This is a genomic window from Brevundimonas sp. KH_025, from assembly GCF_057839885.1.
In genome coordinates, this window is the sequence record NZ_CM174501.1 from 1,443,767 (window position 1) to 1,463,374 (window position 19,608).

19 protein-coding genes are annotated in these 19,608 nt (G+C 67.3%); 16 read left to right on the forward strand and 3 right to left on the reverse strand.

Annotated features, from left to right (window positions below; genetic code table 11):
- Positions 1-171 precede the first annotated feature (171 nt).
- The 16 genes from lipA to gcvA all read left to right on the forward strand — a co-directional run bounded on the left by lipA (position 172) and on the right by gcvA (position 14,036).
- Positions 172-1,143, forward strand: coding sequence for a lipoyl synthase (lipA, locus tag AC3IS2_RS07235; protein WP_489199968.1), 972 nt, complete (start codon positions 172-174; stop codon positions 1,141-1,143).
- A gap of 7 nt (positions 1,144-1,150) precedes the next feature.
- Complete coding sequence (locus tag AC3IS2_RS07240; RefSeq protein ID WP_489199969.1) at positions 1,151-1,603, forward strand: type II toxin-antitoxin system RatA family toxin; 453 nt, start codon at positions 1,151-1,153, stop codon at positions 1,601-1,603.
- A gap of 6 nt (positions 1,604-1,609) precedes the next feature.
- Complete coding sequence (locus AC3IS2_RS07245) at positions 1,610-2,740, forward strand: NAD(P)/FAD-dependent oxidoreductase (protein ID WP_489199970.1); 1,131 nt, start codon at positions 1,610-1,612, stop codon at positions 2,738-2,740.
- Positions 2,741-3,013: 273 nt separating this feature from the next.
- Complete coding sequence (gene rpmF, locus AC3IS2_RS07250; RefSeq protein WP_114816620.1) at positions 3,014-3,196, forward strand: 50S ribosomal protein L32; 183 nt, start codon at positions 3,014-3,016, stop codon at positions 3,194-3,196.
- A 110-nt stretch (positions 3,197-3,306) separates the two neighbouring features.
- The gene (locus AC3IS2_RS07255; protein WP_489199971.1) at positions 3,307-3,903 is read left to right on the forward strand and encodes a hypothetical protein; all 597 of its coding nucleotides are present in this window, start codon (positions 3,307-3,309) and stop codon (positions 3,901-3,903) included.
- A 79-nt stretch (positions 3,904-3,982) separates the two neighbouring features.
- The gene (gene eno, locus AC3IS2_RS07260) at positions 3,983-5,260 is read left to right on the forward strand and encodes a phosphopyruvate hydratase (protein ID WP_489199973.1); all 1,278 of its coding nucleotides are present in this window, start codon (positions 3,983-3,985) and stop codon (positions 5,258-5,260) included.
- Positions 5,261-5,410: 150 nt separating this feature from the next.
- A complete protein-coding gene (locus AC3IS2_RS07265; protein WP_489200120.1) occupies positions 5,411-5,731 on the forward strand; it encodes an FtsB family cell division protein in 321 nt (106 codons plus the stop codon).
- Positions 5,732-5,845: 114 nt separating this feature from the next.
- Positions 5,846-6,877: a pyruvate dehydrogenase (acetyl-transferring) E1 component subunit alpha gene (pdhA, locus tag AC3IS2_RS07270; protein ID WP_489199974.1), complete on the forward strand. Its 1,032-nt coding sequence runs from the start codon at positions 5,846-5,848 to the stop codon at positions 6,875-6,877.
- 3 nt (positions 6,878-6,880) lie between these two features.
- On the forward strand, positions 6,881-8,221 hold the full coding sequence (locus tag AC3IS2_RS07275; RefSeq protein WP_489199975.1) for a pyruvate dehydrogenase complex E1 component subunit beta: 1,341 nt from the start codon (positions 6,881-6,883) through the stop codon (positions 8,219-8,221).
- Positions 8,218-8,535 carry a DUF5076 domain-containing protein gene (locus AC3IS2_RS07280; RefSeq protein WP_489199976.1) on the forward strand — a complete coding sequence of 106 codons (318 nt, stop codon included), beginning with the start codon at positions 8,218-8,220 and terminating at the stop codon, positions 8,533-8,535. The genes AC3IS2_RS07275 and AC3IS2_RS07280 overlap by 4 nt, the downstream gene beginning before the upstream one ends.
- Positions 8,535-8,843 carry a DUF5076 domain-containing protein gene (locus AC3IS2_RS07285; protein ID WP_489199977.1) on the forward strand — a complete coding sequence of 103 codons (309 nt, stop codon included), beginning with the start codon at positions 8,535-8,537 and terminating at the stop codon, positions 8,841-8,843. The genes AC3IS2_RS07280 and AC3IS2_RS07285 overlap by 1 nt, the downstream gene beginning before the upstream one ends.
- A complete protein-coding gene (locus tag AC3IS2_RS07290; protein ID WP_489199978.1) occupies positions 8,840-10,111 on the forward strand; it encodes a pyruvate dehydrogenase complex dihydrolipoamide acetyltransferase in 1,272 nt (423 codons plus the stop codon). The genes AC3IS2_RS07285 and AC3IS2_RS07290 overlap by 4 nt, the downstream gene beginning before the upstream one ends.
- A 15-nt stretch (positions 10,112-10,126) precedes the next feature.
- Complete coding sequence (locus AC3IS2_RS07295; protein WP_489199979.1) at positions 10,127-10,606, forward strand: glutathione peroxidase; 480 nt, start codon at positions 10,127-10,129, stop codon at positions 10,604-10,606.
- Between the two features lie 2 nt (positions 10,607-10,608).
- A complete protein-coding gene (gene lpdA / locus AC3IS2_RS07300) occupies positions 10,609-12,015 on the forward strand; it encodes a dihydrolipoyl dehydrogenase (RefSeq protein WP_489199980.1) in 1,407 nt (468 codons plus the stop codon).
- A gap of 66 nt (positions 12,016-12,081) precedes the next feature.
- Positions 12,082-13,086 carry a cysteine synthase A gene (locus tag AC3IS2_RS07305; protein ID WP_489199981.1) on the forward strand — a complete coding sequence of 335 codons (1,005 nt, stop codon included), beginning with the start codon at positions 12,082-12,084 and terminating at the stop codon, positions 13,084-13,086.
- Positions 13,071-14,036 carry a transcriptional regulator GcvA gene (gene gcvA, locus AC3IS2_RS07310; protein ID WP_489199983.1) on the forward strand — a complete coding sequence of 322 codons (966 nt, stop codon included), beginning with the start codon at positions 13,071-13,073 and terminating at the stop codon, positions 14,034-14,036. Before AC3IS2_RS07305 ends, gcvA begins: the two co-directional genes overlap by 16 nt.
- A gap of 5 nt (positions 14,037-14,041) precedes the next feature.
- Here gcvA and AC3IS2_RS07315 read toward each other — a convergent pair whose 3' ends face one another.
- From AC3IS2_RS07315 to AC3IS2_RS07325, 3 genes are read right to left on the reverse strand one after another with little or no spacing between them, the layout of a single operon-like run.
- On the reverse strand, positions 14,042-17,431 hold the full coding sequence (locus AC3IS2_RS07315) for an error-prone DNA polymerase (RefSeq protein WP_489199984.1): 3,390 nt from the start codon (positions 17,429-17,431) through the stop codon (positions 14,042-14,044).
- Positions 17,428-18,984 (reverse strand): Y-family DNA polymerase, encoded by a 1,557-nt coding sequence (locus AC3IS2_RS07320; RefSeq protein ID WP_489199985.1) that lies wholly within the window; start codon positions 18,982-18,984, stop codon positions 17,428-17,430. The genes AC3IS2_RS07315 and AC3IS2_RS07320 overlap by 4 nt, the downstream gene beginning before the upstream one ends.
- On the reverse strand, positions 18,875-19,582 hold the full coding sequence (locus tag AC3IS2_RS07325) for an ImuA family protein (RefSeq protein WP_489199986.1): 708 nt from the start codon (positions 19,580-19,582) through the stop codon (positions 18,875-18,877). The genes AC3IS2_RS07320 and AC3IS2_RS07325 overlap by 110 nt, the downstream gene beginning before the upstream one ends.
- Between the last annotated feature and the right edge of the window lie 26 nt (positions 19,583-19,608).

The following is a 19,608-nucleotide window of genomic DNA, read 5'->3' on the forward strand; positions in this document are numbered from 1 at the left end:
GCGGCCCTCTCGGTTACAAGAGGCCGGAAACTAGTGACCTAAGTTCGCCTTGAAAAGATGCGTAACGTCGCGTGAACGTCGTATCTCCATCACTGAAACCGACTGTGGCTTGCCATCGGCGGTCGGAAAGCCGACATACCGCCCTTCTGCACAGGAGCCAGACCGCCGGCTATGGTCACGCTGATCGACACCCTGACGAAGAAGCCTTCCGAGCTGCGTCACCCGGAAAAGCAAAACCGCCCGGAATCGGCGGTGCTGAAGAAGCCTGACTGGCTGCGCGTCAAGGCGCCCGGCTCGGGCCAGTATAATACGACCAAGGACATTGTTCGCTCCAAGGGGCTGAACACGGTCTGCGAAGAGGCGGCTTGTCCGAACATCGGCGAGTGCTGGAGCCAGAAGCACGCCACGCTCATGATCATGGGCGACACCTGCACGCGCGCCTGCGCCTTCTGCAACGTCAAGACCGGCCTGCCGCAAGCCCTGGACCCGGAAGAGCCGGCCAAGGTCGGCCTGGCCGTCCAGCAGATGGGCCTGAACCACGTGGTCATCACCTCGGTGGACCGCGATGACGTGTCGGACGGCGGCGCCGCCCACTTCGCCGAAGTGGTGCGCCAGATCCGCCTGCAGGCGCCGAACACCACGATCGAGATCCTGACGCCCGACTTCCTGCGCAAGGACGGCGCGGCCGAGGTGATGATCGACGCCACGCCCGACGTCTTCAATCACAACCTCGAGACGGTCCCGCGCCTCTATCTGAAGATCCGGCCCGGCGCCCGCTACTTCCACTCCCTGCGCCTGCTGCAGATGGTCAAGGAGCGCGACCCGAACCAGTTCACCAAGTCCGGCATCATGGTCGGCCTGGGCGAGACCAAGGAAGAGGTCATGCAGGTGATGGACGACATGCGGTCCGCCGGCGTCGACTTCATCACCATCGGCCAATACCTGCAGCCGACGCGCAAGCACGCCGCCATCGATCGCTTCGTCACGCCGGAAGAGTTCAAGGCCTATGAGGCCATCGCGCGCGCCAAGGGTTTCCTGATGGTGTCGTCGTCGCCGCTGACGCGGTCGTCGCACCACGCCGGGGACGACTTCGCCCGCCTGAAGGCCGCGCGTCAGGCGCAGGCAGGCCGTTCGGCCCGCTAAGCCCTGAATGGCGGTCCATCGCGTTACGCGCATTCTTCCGTATGCGCCCGAAGATCTGGCGAACCTGGTCGCAGGCGTGGAGGCCTATCCGGCCTTCGTGCCGTGGATCACCTCCATGCGCGTCTGGAACCAGCGTGACGAGGCGCCGGGCGTGCGGTTGCTGGACGCCGAGGCGGGCGTGGGCTTCGCCTTCCTGACCGAGAGATTTTCTACCTGGGTCCGGCATGACGTCCATGCGCCCAAGGTGGAGGTCGGCCTGATCCGCGGGCCGTTCAAGCATCTGAAGAACCGCTGGGAGTTTCATCCGCATCCTGATGGAACGCGGCTGGAGTTCTTCATCGACTTCGCCTTCAAGTCACGCATGCTGGACATGATGCTGCAGGCGAATTTCGATCGAGCGGTCGACAAGCTGATCCAGTGCTTCGAGGGCCGCGCCAAGGCCCTGTACGGCAAGAGGTAGGACCCCATGAGTGCGCCCTTCGACTTCGATGCGACGGTCGTGGGCGCGGGGGCTGTGGGGCTGGCGTGCGGACGGGCGCTGGCGAAACGCGGCCTGTCGGTCCTGGTGCTGGAGAAAGAAGCCCACATCGGCCAGGGCGTCTCCTCACGCAATTCCGAGGTCATCCACGGCGGGCTCTATTATCCGACGGGATCGTTGAAGGCGAAGTTCTGCGTCGAGGGGCGGCGGGCGCTCTATGACTTCCTGGCCAGCCACAAGATCGACCACTGGAAATGCGGCAAGCTGGTCGTGGCGACCGAGGAAGCCGAGATTCCGCGCATCGAGGCCATCTTCGAGCAGGCGACGACCAACGGCGTCGAGGGGTTGGAACACCTGACCGCCGCCCAGGCGCGGGCGCTGGAGCCAGATCTGAACGCCCACGCCGCCATCCTGTCGCCTGAGAGCGGCGTGTTCGACAGCCACGGCTATATGCTGGCCCTGCAGGGCGAGATCGAGGACGCGGGCGGCTCGGTCGTGATCTCCACCCCGTTCGAGCGGGCAGAGCTGCTGCCGGATGGCGGGTTCCGCATCACGGCGGGCGGGTCAGATTCGGGGGAGGGCGGGGCCGTGCTGACGACGCCTCTGCTGGTCACGGCGCCCGGCCTGTCGGCCCAGAGCGTCGCCGCGGCCGTCGAGGGCTATCCGGCCGGCGACATTCCGGCGCGTCATCTGGGCAAGGGCGTCTATTTCCGTCTGACGGGGCCGGCGCCGTTCAACCGACTGATCTATCCGCCGCCCATCCCTGGCGCGCTGGGCACCCATTATCGCAAGGATCTGGGCGGGCAGGGGGTGTTCGGCCCCGACCTGGCCTATGTCGAGATCGAGGACTATTCCGTCGATCCGGCCAAGGCCGAGGAGTTCGCCCGTTACATCCGCCGCTTCTGGCCGGGCGTGGCGGTCGAGCGACTGACGCCCGACTACGCCGGCATCAGGCCCAAGCTGCACGGACCGGGCGAATCCCAGCCTGACTTCCAGCTTCATGGGCGCGAGCATCATGGCATCGACGGCCTGATGGCCTTGTTCGGGATCGAGAGCCCCGGCCTGACCAGTTCACTGGCCATCGGCGAAGCCGTGGCGGAGGCGCTGACGAAAGCCTGAGCGTGACGAATCACTCTGGCGAGCAAACTGAGCGAAGCATCTTGGCCTCGGCGAACGATACCGGCTCATTTGGCCCACAATCATCGCTGAAACAGCCGTATTCGCTGCGGAAATCCGGCGCAGACCCTCAAGCGGCGTTCATCCGACGGACACCCTTGAAATCGCCAGCGTCTTCATGCATAAGCCCGCCCTCGCGTGGCGGCTCTTATCGGGGGGCCGGCACTGTATGTTTTCGCGTCTTTACGGCGCACCGACTTAGAGATTGAGACGGACATGGCCGTTCCGAAGCGCAAAGTATCCCCCTCGCGTCGCAACATGCGTCGTGCTCACGACGCCCTGGGCGCCAACTCCTACGTCGAAGACAAGGACACGGGCGAGCTGAAGCGTCCGCACCACATCGACCTGAAGACCGGCACCTATCGCGGCCGCCAGGTCATCACGCCGAAGGAAGACTAGTCTTCCTATAAGGCCCTGGCTTCGGCCGGACGAAGAATTCAACGGCGCGCGATGTATCGCGCGCCGTTTTCGTGCGTAGTCTGCGGCGAACCTGAACAGGAGACGCCCGCATGACTCGTTTCGCCGCCCTCGGCTCCGTAGCTGTCCTCGCCCTGGCGGGATGCAAGGGACCGGCCGAACCCGCGCCCGCGACGCCGGACGCGCCCGTTGCGGTCGCCGCGACCGAAGCGCCAGCGGCGGATCAGCTGACGGCTGAAGGATTCGGCGCCATTCGGGTCGGCCAGACGCTTGCCGAGGTCGAACGGGCCTATGGCGCGCCGGCCAAGCCCATTGCTGATCCCAACGGCTGCAACGTCTTCCACCCCGCCCGCGCGCCCGAAGGCGTCTGGGTCATGACCGAAGAGGGCAGGGTCAGCCGCGTCACCCTGCGCGACGGCGCATCGGCCGTGACCGACCGCGCCCTGGGCCTGGGCGCGCCCGCTGCCGCAGTGAAGCAGGCTTACGGCGCCGCCGCCCAGCTCTCGCCGCACAAATACGAATCGGCGCCGTCGGAATACGTGACCGTCTGGAGCGGCGGTCCCAAGAGCGAGGCCTATGTCACCGACGCGGCCGCGCGCGGCGTTCGCTACGACGTCGGCGTAGACGGCAAGGTGAAGGCCATCCACGGCGGCGGCCCTTCGATCCAGTTGGTCGAAAGCTGCGGCTAGCTTCGGCGCAGTTGGCGATTCGGCGGCGGCTGGTCTAAACCGGGGGCTGAACTTCTCCTCCTGACAGAGCGCCTTCCTCATGACCGACATCGCCGACATCGTCGCCCGCCAGATTATCGACAGCCGGGGCAATCCGACGGTCGAGGTGGACGTCACCCTGGAAGACGGCAGCTTCGGCCGCGCCGCCGTGCCGTCGGGCGCCTCGACCGGCGCGCACGAAGCCGTCGAACTGCGTGACGGCGACATGGACATGTGGGGCGGCAAAGGCGTCCAGAAGGCGGTCGACGCCGTCAACGGCGAGATCTTCGACGCCCTCAGCGGCATGGACGCCGAAGACCAGCGCCGCCTGGATGAAGCCCTGATCGAACTGGACGGCACCGAGAACAAGGGCCGCCTGGGCGCCAACGCCATCCTGGGCGTCTCCCTGGCTGCGGCCAAGGCCAGCGCCATCAGCTCGAACCTGCCGCTGTACCGCTACATCGGCGGCGTGTCGGCCCGCGTCCTGCCGACGCCGATGATGAACATCATCAACGGCGGCGCTCACGCTGACAATCCGATCGACATCCAGGAGTTCATGATCCTGCCGACCGGCGCCGACACCTTCTCGGACGCCCTGCGGATGGGCGCCGAAATCTTCCACGCCCTGAAGAAGGCGCTGAAGGACGCCGGCCACAACACCAACGTCGGCGACGAGGGCGGCTTCGCGCCGAACCTGGCCTCGGCGGAAGAAGCCCTGGCCTTCATCACCAAGGCCGGTCAGTCGGCCGGCTATCTGGCGGGCGAGGACTTCCACCTGGGCCTCGACGTCGCCTCGACCGAGTTCTTCAAGAACGGCAAGTACAACCTGACCGGCGAAGGCAAGAGCTTCGACGCTGACGGCATGGTCGGCTACCTGGCCGATCTGGTCGAGCGCTTCCCCATCGTCTCGATCGAGGACGGCTGCGCCGAGGACGACTTCGACGGCTGGAAGCTGCTCACGGACCGACTGGGCGACCGGGTTCAGCTGGTCGGCGATGACTTGTTCGTGACCAACCCGCGCCGTCTGGCCGCGGGCATCGGCGAAGGTCTGGCCAACTCGATCCTGATCAAGGTCAACCAGATCGGCACCCTGTCCGAGACCCTGGACGCCGTCGATATGGCCCACCGCGCCGGCTACACCTCGGTGATGAGCCACCGTTCGGGCGAGACCGAGGACTCGACCATCGCCGATCTGGCCGTCGCCACCAACTGCGGTCAGATCAAGACCGGCTCGCTGGCCCGCTCGGACCGCACGGCCAAGTACAACCAACTGCTGCGCATCGAAGAGATGCTGGGCGACCAGGCCGCCTATTTCGGCGACGGCATGCTGCTGAAGTAAGCGCCTCTCACGAAGACGTGCATGACGCCGTCTCCGAACCTCGGAGGCGGCGTTCGCAATTGCGGCCAAGCTACGGTTCGTTAGGCATTTTCGGTCAGGGTCAGGAAACCGTGTTTACGCTCAGAAGGAGCGTCAGTCGTGCCCGAGCAGATGAAGCCCTATCTTCCGTCCGCCTTCCTGCTGTTCCTGATCGTCTATCTGGGCGTTCAGGCCCTGACGGGGCAGCGCGGCTTGCTGAGCGGCGGCGAGCGCGATGCGCTTCTCGCCAAGCGCGAGGCCCAACTTGCGCATCTGACGGAGCAGCGCCGCGACCTTGAGGTGCGGGTGCGTTACCTGCGGACCGAAAGCCTGTCCAAGGACCTTTTGGAAGAACGGGCGAGGGCGGTGCTTGGCTTCACCGATCCGCGCGACTACGTCGTTCGCCTTAGTGCGCCCGCTGCGCGCAACCCTGACGCGATCCACGCCTCCTGAACTATTGTTACAGCCTGGCTGGGGCGCTTTGCGTTTCGGGAACGAAGGCTGCTAAAGCCCCTTTCCGTAACGATAAGAGTCCCTGACAATTGGGGCGCAGCCGGGAGATGCCGGATGGCGAAAGCCGCCGCTCAGAAATCCTCGTCCAGCGTGGGCGACAACAAGATTCCGAACACGCCTCAGGCTTCGAAAGAAGACCTGCTGCGCTTCTATCGCGAGATGGTCCTCATCCGCCGCTTCGAGGAGCGCGCGGGCCAGCTTTACGGCATGGGCCTGATCGGCGGCTTCTGCCACTTGTACATCGGCCAGGAGGCCGTGGCGGTGGGCGTTCAGGAGAGCGTCAGGCAGGGCCACGACAAGATCATCACGGGCTATCGTGACCACGGCCACATGCTGGCCGCGGGCATGGACCCGAACGCCGTCATGGCCGAGCTGACGGGGCGCATCGGCGGCTCGTCCAAGGGCAAGGGCGGTTCGATGCACATGTTCGACGTGCCGACCGGCTTCTACGGCGGGCACGGCATCGTCGGCGCCCAGGTGGCGCTGGGCACCGGCCTGGCCTTCGCCGGCAAGTACCGGGGCGATGACTCGGTCGCCTTCGTCTACTTCGGCGACGGCGCCTCGAACCAGGGTCAGGTCTACGAGAGCTTCAACATGGCCCAGCTGTGGAAGCTGCCGGCCATCTACATCATCGAGAACAACCAGTACGCCATGGGCACGAGCATCGAACGCTCGTCGTCCACGACCGAGCTCTACATGCGCGGCGCCAGCTTCGGCATTCCGGGCGAGCAGGTCGACGGCATGGACGTGCTGGCGGTCCGCGACGCCACGGCCCGCGCCGTGAAGCGCGCCCGTGAAGGCGGCGGCCCCTACATCCTGGAAGTGAAGACCTACCGCTATCGTGGCCACTCCATGTCGGACCCGGCCAAGTACCGCACCAAGGAAGAGGTCGACGAGGTCAAGAAGACCCGCGACCCGATCGACCATCTGAAAATGCTGCTCGCCGCCGCCAAGGCGACCGAGGAAGAGCTGAAGGCCATCGACAACGAGGTGAAAGCCATCGTCGCCGAAGCCGTGCAGTTCGCACAGGAAAGCCCTGAGCCGGATCCGTCCGAGCTCTATACTGACGTCTACGTGGAGGCCTGATCCGTGACCGACATTCTGATGCCGGCGCTGTCCCCCACGATGGAAGAGGGCACGCTGACCAAGTGGCACATCAAGGCAGGCGACACCGTGTCGGCCGGCCAGGTGATCGCCGAGATCGAAACCGACAAGGCGACGATGGAAGTCGAAGCCGTCGATGAAGGCGAAGTGCTGGAAATCCTGGTCGCCGAGGGTTCCGAGAACGTGAAGGTCAACACGCCGATCGCACGTCTTGCCGGCGAAGACAGCGCGCCTGCGCCCGCGCCCAAGGCTGAAGCGGCGCCCGTCGCCCAGGCCGCTCCGGTTGCCGCTGCTCCGGCTGCGCCCAAGGTCGAACTGCGCGACCCGGAAATCCCGGCCGACGCCAAGCTGGTCAAGACGACCGTCCGCGACGCCCTGCGCGACGCCATGGCCGAGGAAATGCGTCGTGACGACCGCGTCTTCCTGATCGGCGAGGAAGTCGCCCAGTATCAGGGCGCCTACAAGGTCAGCCGCGACCTGCTGCAAGAGTTCGGCGCCCAGCGCGTCATCGACACCCCGATCACCGAGCACGGCTTCGCCGGTCTCGGCGTCGGCGCCGCCATGGCGGGCCTGAAGCCGATCGTCGAGTTCATGACGTTCAACTTCGCCATGCAGGCGATTGACCACATCATCAACTCGGCCGCCAAGACCCTCTATATGTCGGGCGGTCAGATCCGGGCCGACATCGTCTTCCGCGGCCCGAACGGCGCGGCCAGCCGCGTCGGCGCCCAGCACAGCCAGGACTATTCGGCCTGGTACGCCCAGATCCCGGGCCTGAAGGTCATCGCGCCCTATGACGCGGCCGACGCCAAGGGCCTGCTGAAAGCCGCCATCCGCGATCCGAACCCGGTCGTCTTCCTCGAACACGAAATGCTGTACGGCACCGAGTTCGACGTGCCGGGGGGCGACGACTACGTCCTGCCGATCGGCAAGGCCAAGGTCCGTCGCGAAGGCAAGGACGTCACCATTACGGCCCACGCCCGCATGGTCGGCTTCGCCCTGCAGGCCGCCGAGAAGCTGGCCGAGGAAGGCATCGAGGCCGAGGTCATCGATCTGCGCACCCTGCGTCCGCTGGACCACGAAACCATCGTCGAAAGCGTCAAGAAGACCAGCCGCCTGGTCTCGGCCGAAGAAGGCTGGGGTCCGATGGGCGTCGGCGCCGAGGTTGTGGCTCGCGTGATCGAACACGCCTTCGACTACCTGGACGCTCCGCCGCTGCGCGTGCACCAGGAAGACGTGCCGCTGCCCTACGCCGCCAATCTGGAAGTCCTGTCGCTTCCGGGCGTGGACAAAATCGTCGCCGCCGTGAAGCAGGTGATGGCGTGAGCGAGGCTTCCGAGTTCCTGCTGACGACGCCGGAAAGCGTCGCCGCTGATCCGCAGGCCATCGAAATCCTGCGGATGTGGTGGTCGAAGGACGAGCCGGTCATGTCGGTGAAGCCCGCCTTCAACGACCCGATCAAGTTCGGCGAGTTGCTGGCCTATGCTGCGCGTCACATGGCGCACGGCTACGCTCTGCGTCACGGCCACAACGAGCGTGAAGCCTACAACCGCATCCTTCAGGGCCTTTCCGAGGTCGTGAAGGCGGACAATGTGCAGACCGTGGCCGAGCCTGTGGTCGAAGCGAAGGGGAACGCCTGATGGACGCCGCCGCTCTGGAACAACGCTCCCTGCCGATCCCCGAAGGGCTGAACGCCCCCGAGGACCAGGTCATTGAACTGGCCCGTGTCTGGTGGAACGGAACCGGCCCGATCATGAACATCCGCCCGGCTCTGGCTGAGCCGGGCAACATCGGCGTCGTGCTGGCCGAACTGGCCTGGCACTACTCCCACGCCTACGCCGAACACCACGGCTTTGACCAAGCCACAGCGTTCAAGGCCATCTGCGACAGCTGGAACGCGGCGCACGCCAAGGCCGCCGAGTCCGCCCAAACGGAGTCCGCGCAATGACCGACATCCTGATGCCGGCCCTGTCGCCGACCATGGAAGAGGGCGTTCTGGCCAAGTGGCACGTCAAGGTCGGGGACGTCGTCTCCGCCGGCGACGTGATCGCCGAGATCGAGACCGACAAGGCCACGATGGAAGTCGAGGCCGTGGACGAGGGCGAAGTCACCGACATCCTGGTCGCCGAAGGCACCGAGGGCGTGAAGGTCAACACCCCGATCGCCCGCCTGAAGGACGAGGGCGGCGCTGCTGCGCCCAAGCCTGCCACCAAGACGGAAGCCGCTCCTGCTGCGGTGGAAGCGCCCAAGGCTGCTGCCCCGGTAGCCGCGGCTCCCGCTGCGCCGAAGTCGGCCAGCGGCGAACGTATCTTCGCCTCGCCCCTGGCGCGCCGCATCGCTGCCCAGAACGGCGTCGATCTGAAGGCGATCAAGGGCACCGGCCCGCACGGCCGCATCGTCAAACGTGACGTGGAGGGCGCTCCGAAGGGCGCCGCCCAGCCCGCAGCCGCCACGGCGACCGCAGCCGCGACCACGGGTATCGCCCCGCGTCAGGCCCCGTCGCTGGCCCAGATGGGCATCCCGGACGGCAGCTACGACCTGATCCCGCTGGACGGGATGAAGAAGGCCGTGGCGCGTCGCATGGTCGACAGCATCCAGAACGTCCCGCACTTCCCGCTCTTCATCGACGTCGAGATCGACCAGCTGATGGCCGTCCGCGCCAAAGTGAACAAGATGCTGGAGCCGCAGGGCATCAAGGTCTCGGTCAACGACTTCGTCATCAAGGCCGCGGCCCTGGCGCTGAAGCTGGTGCCGGAGGCGAACGCCTCCTACACCCCCGAAGGCATCGCCATGCACCACAACGCCGACGTCTCGATGGCGGTGGCGATTGACGGCGGCCTGATCACCCCGATCATCAAGAAGGCCGAGACCAAGGGCCTGGCGCAGATCGCGACCGAGTCCAAGGACCTGGCCAAGCGCGCCCGCGAACGCAAGCTGAAGCCCGAAGAGTTCCAGGGCGGCACCTTCTCGGTGTCCAACCTGGGCATGTTCGGCATCAAGCAGTTCACCTCGATCATCAACGAGCCGCAGGGCTGCATCATGAGCGTGGGCGCCGGCGAGCTTCGTCCGGTCGTCAAGGACGGCCAGATCGTGCCGGCCACGGTCATGACCGTGACCCTGACCTGCGATCACCGCGTGGTCGACGGCGCAACGGGCGCTCGCTTCCTGCAAGCGTTCAAGCCGCTGATCGAAGATCCCGTGGCGATGCTGGCCTAAGGGGAGGGTGAGGTCATGACCTCGGTCTATGACTTCTCCGCCCGGGCCATCGACGGCACGGACGTGGCGCTGGACCGCTTTCGCGGGCAGGCGCTGCTGATCGTCAATACGGCGTCCAAGTGTGGCTTCACCGGTCAGTATGACGGGCTGGAGAAGCTGCACCGCGACTTCGCCGACGCGCCGTTCGAGGTTCTGGGCTTTCCCTGCAATCAGTTCGGCGAACAGGAGCCGGGCAGGGCGGCGGAAATAGCCGCCTTCTGCGCCAGCAGCTTCGACGTGACCTTCCCCCTGTTCGACAAGGTGGAGGTCAACGGGCCGAACCGGCACCCGCTCTATGCCTGGCTGACCAAGCAGAAGCGCGGCTTCCTGGGCTCCCAGGCCATCAAGTGGAATTTCACCAAATTCCTGACCGACCGCGAAGGCCGCGTCGTCGCGCGCTATTCGCCCCAGACTGAACCCGCGGCCATCAAGGCCGACATCGAGAAGTTGATCTGACCATGGCTGCTGAATTCGATCTCGTCGTCATCGGTTCGGGCCCCGGCGGTTACGTCGCGGCGATCCGCGCCAGCCAGTTGGGCCTGAAGGTCGCCATCGTTGAACGTGAGAACCTGGGCGGCATCTGCCTCAACTGGGGCTGCATCCCGACCAAGGCCCTGCTCAAGTCCGGTGAGAAGTTCGAGAGCCTGTCACACCTGAAGGAATACGGCCTGTCCGCTTCGGGCGCCTCCTTTGACTTCGACGCCATCATCCAGCGCTCGCGCGGGGTCGCGGCGACGATGAACAAGGGCATCGGCTTCCTGATGAAGAAGAACAAGATCGAGGTGATCGAAGGCTCGGCCACGCTCGAGAAAGGCGCTGCTGCCCCTAAGGTCGTCGTGGCCCTGAAGGCCGGCGGCACGCGCGCCATCGAAGCCAAGACCGTCATGCTGGCCGTCGGCGCCCGCGCTCGCGCCCTGCCGCAGATCGGCCTGGAAGCGGACGGCGACAAGATCTGGGCCTATCGCGACGCCCTGGCGCCGAAGAAACTGCCCAAGACCTTCGTCGTCATCGGCTCGGGTGCCATCGGCATCGAATTCGCCAGCTTCTATCGTGCCCTGGGCTCCGAGGTGACGGTCGTTGAAGCCGTCGACCGCATCATGCCGGTCGAGGATGAAGAGGTCTCCAAGGCCGCTCAGAAGTCGTTCGAAAAGCGCGGCATCAAGTTCAAGGTCGGCGCCAAGGTCACGAAGGTCTCCAAGGATTCCAAGGGCGTGAAGGTCGCTGTTGAAGTGAACGGCAAGGCCGAGACGCTGGAGGCCGAGGTCTGCATCTCGGCCGTCGGCATCACCGCCAACACCGACGGCATCGGCCTGGAGGCGCTGGGCGTCGAGCTGGACCGCGGCCACATCAAGACTGATAGCCACTGCCAGACCAACGTCAAAGGCCTGTACGCCATCGGCGACTGCGCCGGGGCGCCCTGGCTCGCGCACAAGGCCAGCCACGAAGGCATTCACGCCGCCGAGCACATCGCGGCCTACAAGACCCCGAACGTCCATTCGCCCATCGCCGGCTGCACCTATGCCCAGCCGCAGGTCGCCTCGGTCGGGATCACCGAGCAGGGCGCGCGCGCCGAGGGGCGCGAGGTCAAGATCGGACGCTTCCCGTTCCGCGTGAACGGCAAGGCTGTGGCGGCGGGCGAGATCGACGGCTTCGTCAAGGTCATCTTCGACGCCAAGACCGGTGCCTTGATCGGCGCCCACATGATCGGCCATGAAGTGACCGAGATGATCCAGGGCTACGTCACCGCCATCACCATGGAAGCGACCGAGGAAGACATCCACGGCATCGTCTATCCGCACCCGACCATGTCCGAAGCCATGCACGAGGCGGCTCTGGACGCCTATGGCCGTGTGATCCACATCTGATCCGGTTGTTAGAAAATCTGAACTGTGGCTAAGAGGATCGCCCTCTCTCCACGGTTCGGATTTTCCATGATCGTCGCCTCTGACGTCCTCGGCCTGATCGGCAATACGCCTCTGGTGCGCCTGAAGCGCGCGTCCGAGCTGACGGGCTGCGAGATCCTCGGCAAGGCCGAGTTCATGAACGTCGGCGGCTCGATCAAGGATCGGGCGGCGCTCAGCATCATCCGTAAGGCGCGGGCGTCGGGCGCGTTGAAGCCCGGCGGCGTCATCGTCGAGGGCACGGCGGGCAACACCGGCATCGGCCTGGCCCTGGTCGGGGCGGCGCTGGGCCATCCGGTCGTCATCGTCATGCCGCGCAGCCAGACGGACGAGAAGAAGCGGGCGGTTCGCCTGCACGGCGCTCGTCTGATCGAGGTCGATCCGGCCCCCTTCGCCAGCCCCAACCACTTCGTCGCCTATTCCCGCCGCCTGGCTGAGGAACTGAACGAGAGCGAGCCGAACGGCGCCTTCTACGCCGATCAGTTCGACAATCTGGCCAACCGCGAAGCCCACTATGAAGGCACGGCGCCCGAGATCTGGAAACAGACCGACGGCGAGATCGACGGCTTCATCTGCGCCGTCGGTTCGGGCGGGACTCTGGCCGGTTGCGCCGCCTATCTGCGCGAACGGAAGCCCGAGGTCCGCATCGGCCTGGCCGACGTACCGGGCGCCGCGCTCTACAGCTGGTTCACCGAGGGCAGGCTGGCGGGCGAAGGTTCATCGATCACCGAGGGCATCGGCGTCAACCGCATCACCGGCAATCTGGAGGGGCTGACCGTCGATCATCCCTACCGCATCGAGGACGCAGAATTCCTGCCCATCCTGTTCGATCTGGTGAAGCACGAGGGCCTGTCATTGGGGCCGTCCAGCGGGGTCAATATCGCCGGGGCCATCCGCATGGCCCGTGACCTGGGGCCGGGCAAGACCATCGTCACCGTCCTGTGCGACGCCGGGCAGCGCTATTCCAGCAAGGTCTATGATCCAGCCTTCCTGACCGCGCGCGGCCTGCCGACGCCCGAGTGGCTGAACCGATGAGCCGGGCCAAGAAGGACGCGCCCATCGACAGCCGCATCCCGCCGCTGAACGCGCTGAAGGCGTTCGAAGCCGCCGCGCGGCGTCTGAACATCACCCGCGCGGCTGAAGAACTGTCGGTCACGCCCGGCGCCATCAGCCAGCAGATCCGCATTCTGGAGCAGCACGCGGGCGCGCCGCTGTTCCACCGCGAGGGCCGTCAGATCGCCCTGACCGAACTGGGCGCCGAGCTTTATCCGCTGCTGCACGACGGCTTCGACTATCTGAAACGGGCAGGGGATCTGCTCTATCGGCCCAACCGCCGACACGCCCTGGCGATCAGCGTGCCGCCGTCCTTCGCCGCCAAGTGGCTGGCTCCGCGCATCGCCCGGTTCGCGGCGGCCCACCCGGAGGTCGAGGTCTGGATGTCGGCGGACATGCGACTGGCCGATGTCGGCGGCGGTCGGGTTGATGTGGCGGTCCGTTACGGGCGTGGCGACTACACCGGCGTGCGGTCGGAGCGCTTGCTGACAGCCGACGTGACCCCAGTGTGCAGTCCGGCCCTGTTGACCGGCGCGCATCCGCTGAAACGGCCGGCGGATCTGGCGCATCATGCCCTGATCCATCTGCGGCCGGGCGACCTGGAAGAGTCGCGACCGGATTGGCCGACGTGGCTGGCCGCTCGCAAACTGGAGCAGATCGACGCCTCGGCGGGGCCTCGGTTCGACCAGACCGCTCTGGCGATCGAAGCTGCGGCCTATGGCCAGGGGGTCGCGCTGGCGCCCTACGCCTTTGTCGCCGACGATCTGGCGTCAGGCCGACTGGTCGCGCCCTTCGCCGACGGCGCGCTCGCGACCGAGTTGGCCTATCACGTGCTGACGCGGCGTAGCGGCGTTTCAGAACCTGCGCGCGCCTTCGTGCGATGGATGAAGTCCGAGATCCAGGCCGCAGAACAACGGGCGGACGACCTCTAGCCCGGTCAGTGGAAGTCGCGCGAACCGGGCAGGATGCGGACATCGCGCGGATGGCGATGCGGCGGCTGACGCGGCGGTTGCGGGTGGGCGACGATGTCGGCGCGGGCCAGCTCGATCTCGGTTTGATGATCCTCTGACAGGCGGGCCAGATCGGCGGTGCGGTCGACGACGCGGCGGGCGACGACGTGGACGACGCCCTCGGGGCTTTTCTCGACCACGCCTTCGACCTGCATCAGCCGGGCGGCCATGACCTCGCGGCGGAACTGTTCCAACATCCGCGCCCATAGGACCACGTTGGTGATGCCGGTCTCGTCCTCCAGGGTGATGAAGACGGCGTTGCCCTTGCCCGGCCGCTGACGCACCAGAACCACGCCCGCGACCCGCACCACGGAGCCGCCGCGTCTGGCCTCGGTCTCGGCGCAGGTCAGCACCCGGTCGGCGATGAAGACGGGGCGAAGAATGGCCATCGGGTGGGCCTTCAGCGACAGGCGCGCGGTCTGGTAGTCGGCGGCGACGTGCTCGCCCAGAGGCATCAACGGCAGTTGCGCATCCGGTTCCGCGCCCAGTTCGCGGGCGCCGCGCTCGCGCGCCTCGGCGGCGGCGAACAGGGGCAGGGGATCGTCGTCGGGCAGACGCCGCACCGCCCACAGAGCCTCACGCCGGTCCTGGCCCAGCGAGCGGAAGGCGTCGGCGTCCGCCAGTTTGCGCATCGCTGCAGCAGGCAGTTCAGCACGCCGGGCCAGAGTCTCGATGTCGGCGAAGGGCTGCTCGGCTCGCGCCGCCGACAGGCTGTTGGCCCAGTTTTCCCTGAACCCGTCGATCTGGCGCAGGCCCAGCCGCAGGGCCGGTTCACCCGACCTCGGCTCCAGGCTGTTGTCCCAATCGCTGTGCGAGACGTCGATGGGCCGCACCTCGACCCCGCCGACCTCCTGCGCCTCACGCACGATCTGCGCCGGGGCATAGAAGCCCATCGGCTGGCTGTTCAGCAGGGCGCAGGCGAAGGCCGCCGGGTGGTGGTGCTTGATCCAAGACGAGACGTAGACCAGTTGCGCGAAGGAGGCGGCGTGGCTCTCGGGGAAGCCATAGGAGCCGAAGCCCTTGATCTGTTCGAAGCAGCGCTGGGCGAAGGCGGGGTCATAGCCGCGCTCGATCATCCGCCCGACCATCCGCCCCTCATAGGTGTGCAGACTGCCATCGCCGCGAAACGTGCCCATGGCCTTGCGCAGGCCGTTGGCCTCGGCGTCAGTGAACTCGGCGGCGACCATGGCCAGCTTCATTGCCTGTTCCTGAAACAGAGGAACGCCGAGGGTTTTCTTCAGAACTTCCTTCAGTTCATCGGGCGGGCCGTGTGTGGGCGAAGGAGAAGAATAGACGACCGCCTCCTCCTTGTTCCTGCGCCGCAGATAGGGATGGACCATGTCGCCCTGGATCGGGCCGGGGCGGACGATGGCGACCTGGATGACGAGGTCATAAAGGCAGCGGGGCCGCAGCCGGGGCAGCATGTTGATCTGGGCCCGGCTCTCGACCTGAAACACGCCGATGGACTGGCCGCGGCACAGCATGTCGTAGACCCCGACGTCGTCGCGCGGGATCGAGGCCAGGTCGTGATCCACGTCATGGTGCGCGCGCATCAGGTCGAAGGCCTTGCGGATGCAGGTCAGCATCCCGAGCGCCAGCACATCGACCTTCATCAGGCGCAGGGCGTCGATGTCGTCCTTGTCCCATTCGATGAAGGTGCGGTCCGGCATGGCCGCATTGCCGATGGGGACCAGTTCGTCCAGCCGGTCCTGGGTCAGGACAAAGCCGCCGACGTGCTGGCTGAGGTGGCGGGGGAAGTTCAGCAGACGTGACGCCATTTCGACCGCGCGGGCGATCATGGGGTTGGTCGCGTCCAGTCCCGCCTGGGCGACATGACGGTCGCCGATCTCGGTCCCCCAACTGCCCCAGTGGCTGGAGGTAAGACGGGCGGTGACGTCCTCGGTCAGGCCCAGCGCCTTGCCGACCTCGCGGATGGCGCTGCGGGGGCGGAAATGGATGACGGTGGCCGCGATGCCGGCGCGGTGGCGGCCATAGCGCTCGTAGATGTGCTGGATGATCTCCTCGCGCCGCTCATGCTCGAAATCCACGTCGATGTCGGGCGGTTCGTTTCGGTCCTCGGACAGGAAGCGTTCGAACAGCAGGTCGGATTCCATCGGGTCCACCGAGGTGATGCCCAGGACATAGCAGACCGCCGAGTTCGCAGCTGAGCCTCGTCCCTGACACAGGATGCGCTTGTCCCGCGCCACGCGCACGATGTCGAAGATGGTCAGGAAGTAGGGGGCGATTTCCTTGCGGGCGATGAAAGCCAGTTCCTTGTCCAGCAGGGCCTGGACCTTGTCGGGAACGCCGTCGGGATAGCGCATGGCGGCGTGGCGGCCGGTGAGGTCTTCGAGCCAGGCTTGCGGGGTCCAGTTCGGCGGGATCGGTTCCTCTGGATACTGGTAGCTGAGGTCAGACAGATCGAAAGTCGCGCGCGACAGGAAGGCGGCCGTTTCGCCCACTGCCTCGGGCGCGTCGCGGAACAGGCGGGTCATCTCGGGGGCGGGCTTCAGCCAGCGTTCGGCGTTGGCTTCCAGCCGGAGGCCGGCGGTTTCGATGGTCACGCCTTCGCGGATGCAGGTCAGAACATCCTGCAGGTCGCGGTCGGACGGCGAGGCGTAGAGGGCGTCGTTGACGGCCAGCAGCGGCGTGTTCGTGCTCGCCGCCATCGCCTTCAGCCGGGCCAGACGCCGCCGGTCGTCGCCGCGCCTCAGCATGACGGCGGCCAGCCAGACCGCGCCGGGCGCCGCCTCGGCCAGACGCGTCAGAACCGTCTCCAAGCCGGTCAATCGATCCGACGGCATGAGGATCAGCAGCAGGCCCTCGGCGTCGGCGAGCAGGTCGCTCAGGCCGATCTCGCACTCGCCCTTCTTCGCGCGGCGATTGCCCAGGGTCAGCAGCCGGGTCAGCCGCCCCCAGCCCGTGCGGGTCTCGGGATAGGCGATGACGTCCGGTGTCCCGTCGTTGAAGACCAGCCGCGCGCCGGTCAGCAGGCGAAAGTCCGCCGCGCGCCGCTTCACCGCCTCCGACACGGCCGGATCGTTCAGCGGGTCCTCGACATAGGCGACCTCGCCGGGACTGCCGCCATCGCGCATCTTCTCCGGCGGGTTCAGGCCCACAGCCCGCAGTTCCTTCAGCGCGCTCCAGGCCCGCACCACGCCCGCCACCGTGTTGCGATCGGCCAGGCCCAGCCCGGCGTGGCCGCGCAGCAGGGCCGTCAGCACCAGATCCTTGGGGTGCGAAGCCCCGCGCAGGAAGGAGAAGTTGCTGGCCGCCGCCAGCTCGGCGTAGTCGCCGCAAGAGTCGAGCGTGTTCATGCGAACAGGCCGTGGATGAACCAGCGCGGCTCGGGCGTCTCGCCATAGAGGCCCTGGCGGAACAGCCAGAAGCGGCGGCCGTCCTGGTCCTCGATGCGGTAGTAGTCGCGGGTGCGCTGGTCCGGCGCGCGCCACCATTCGCCGCCGATGCGCTCGGGCCCCTCGGCGCGCGTCACCTCGTGCAGGACGCGGCGCCAGCGGAACTTCAGGGGATAGCCGTCGGGCACTTCGGCCAGGGTCTCGACCGGCTGGGGCGGATCGAACATCTGCAGGGGGCGCAAGGGAGGATCGTCGGGATCGAGCTCGGGCCAGACCTCGTCGTCGGGGCGCGCCGAGGCTGAGACCAGCCGTGCGGCGCGTTCGGGAATGTGCGAGGCGAAGGGTTCGAAGCGCAGCACCGCCTCCGGTCCCAGACGGGCCGTCAACCGGTCGATCAGGCGGCTGAAGGCCTCATCGCCCGGCGTCTCACGCTCCAGTCCCCGCTGGGTCGGCGTCAGGGTCTGGGTCCAGGGCACGGACATCCGCATCTGGTCGAAGCCGAAGCCGGGGTCCAGCGGGTTGGACAGGGCCGCCATCCGTTCGCGGAACAGGCGCAAGGTCGCGGGCGCATCGCGGGTCGGACGGCCGGTGTGGACGACGATGCGGCGCACCTCGCCGTCCACGCGATAGAAGCCGGCCTCGAAGGCGCGACCGCCCTGACCGACCAGATCCAGCCGGTCCATGGTTTCGATCAGCTGGTCGGACAGGACGCGCTCGATGTCCTCGGGCGCCGAGACCGGCTCGAAGAAGACGCGGTCGACGACCAAGGGGGCGGGCGGGCGATGCGGGGTGATGCGCACGTCCTCGTCGCCCAGAACCCGCGCCAGCCGGGCGGGGAAGTCGGCGCCGAAACGGGCGGCCAGGGGCGCGCGCGGGCGGTCGTCCAGATCGGCCAGACGTTTCAGCCCGGCGCGGCGCAGGGCCTGTTCCTCCTTGTCCAACAGCTCCAGCGCGGCGACCGGCAGTCGGCGGGCGGCGGCGCGGTCCTGTCCAGGTTCGAACAGGCCGCCGGGACCGAAGCGGGTCAGGGCGCGCGCGACCTGGGGCGTTCCAGCCAGGGCGCAGCGGGCTTGGAGCCCGGCGCGTCCGGCGCGGGTCTGAACCGTCTGCATTAGCCCCGCCTCGCCGCCGAACAGGTGGGCGCAGCCGGTCACATCCAGCATCAGGCCGTGCGGCGGGTCCAGGGCGATCATGGGGGTGAAGCGGCCGAAATCCTCCAGCACCCGGGCCAGCAGGGCCGCGTCGGCGTCGGGCCTGTGCGCGACGGTGCGCAGGCTCGGCGTGCGCGCCTGCGCGTCGGCCAGGGTCAGGCCGGGGGTCAGCCCCGCCCGCGCCGCCGCTGGATCGACGGCGGCCAGACGCAGGGCGCCCTTGACCTTCTCGACCAGGACGACGGGAGGCGTATCAGGCGGCCCGTCGTTCGCCTGTTCCTGACGCCGCAACCGGTCGCTGGGCAGCCAGGGGAACCAGACCGCCAGATAGCGGCGCGGGCGGGCGGAATGTGCGCTGTTCACGATCCCACTCCATGATCCAGGTTCCGGTCCCCCCGCCGCCGCGTCGCCGCAGCAGGGTCGCGGAAAAAGACGGCCGCCCCGGCGCCCCGCCTTCCAGAGGCTGCGAGGCGCACGACCCGACCGACCAGCGGGTCTCGGCCGCGCTGGGGCAGGGATCCGCCCCCGCCCGCGCCAGAAAAAGCGTCGCGCCGCCGGTCTCGGCCGCCAGCGCCAGTCGCCGACTGGCCGTCAGACTGAAGGCCTTGGCCTCGCCCCAAGCGCTCAGCAGGACCGCGCCGACGGCAGGACTGCGCAGAGCCTCTTCGCCCACGGCCAGCAAGGTCTGCACGTCGCGCGCCCGCACCAGCAGAAGGTCGCGCGGCGACAGTCCCATCTCGTGCAGGCCCGGCCCGTGCGGCCGCCCCGCCTCCTGTCCCATTACCTCATGCAGGGCCCAGACGATGGGCCGTCCCGCCGCCGCCCGCAGCGCCAGCCCCAGGCCGAAGGCATTGACCGCCACAGCGTCGGCGGGGGCTGCGGCGTAGAGGTCGTGCAAGGCGTGAGGGGCGATATCGACAGAGAAATCTCCGGAGGCGACCGGGACAGGCGCGCGCAGCACTGGGTCGGAACCCCTGTCGAGAGCCT

Excerpts from the sequence above, each read along its gene's own strand:
- rpmF (WP_114816620.1), top strand. The coding sequence starts at position 3,014 with ATGGCCGTTCCGAAGCGCAAAGTATCCCCCTCGCGTCGCAACATGCGT.
- AC3IS2_RS07245 (WP_489199970.1), top strand. The coding sequence starts at position 1,610 with ATGAGTGCGCCCTTCGACTTCGATGCGACGGTCGTGGGCGCGGGGGCT.
- eno (WP_489199973.1), top strand. The coding sequence starts at position 3,983 with ATGACCGACATCGCCGACATCGTCGCCCGCCAGATTATCGACAGCCGG.
- AC3IS2_RS07315 (WP_489199984.1), bottom strand. The coding sequence starts at position 17,431 with ATGAACACGCTCGACTCTTGCGGCGACTACGCCGAGCTGGCGGCGGCC.
- AC3IS2_RS07305 (WP_489199981.1), top strand. The coding sequence starts at position 12,082 with ATGATCGTCGCCTCTGACGTCCTCGGCCTGATCGGCAATACGCCTCTG.
- pdhA (WP_489199974.1), top strand. The coding sequence starts at position 5,846 with ATGGCGAAAGCCGCCGCTCAGAAATCCTCGTCCAGCGTGGGCGACAAC.
- lpdA (WP_489199980.1), top strand. The coding sequence starts at position 10,609 with ATGGCTGCTGAATTCGATCTCGTCGTCATCGGTTCGGGCCCCGGCGGT.
- AC3IS2_RS07290 (WP_489199978.1), top strand. The coding sequence starts at position 8,840 with ATGACCGACATCCTGATGCCGGCCCTGTCGCCGACCATGGAAGAGGGC.
- AC3IS2_RS07295 (WP_489199979.1), top strand. The coding sequence starts at position 10,127 with ATGACCTCGGTCTATGACTTCTCCGCCCGGGCCATCGACGGCACGGAC.
- AC3IS2_RS07255 (WP_489199971.1), top strand. The coding sequence starts at position 3,307 with ATGACTCGTTTCGCCGCCCTCGGCTCCGTAGCTGTCCTCGCCCTGGCG.
- lipA (WP_489199968.1), top strand. The coding sequence starts at position 172 with ATGGTCACGCTGATCGACACCCTGACGAAGAAGCCTTCCGAGCTGCGT.
- AC3IS2_RS07240 (WP_489199969.1), top strand. The coding sequence starts at position 1,151 with ATGGCGGTCCATCGCGTTACGCGCATTCTTCCGTATGCGCCCGAAGAT.
- AC3IS2_RS07285 (WP_489199977.1), top strand. The coding sequence starts at position 8,535 with ATGGACGCCGCCGCTCTGGAACAACGCTCCCTGCCGATCCCCGAAGGG.
- AC3IS2_RS07265 (WP_489200120.1), top strand. The coding sequence starts at position 5,411 with ATGAAGCCCTATCTTCCGTCCGCCTTCCTGCTGTTCCTGATCGTCTAT.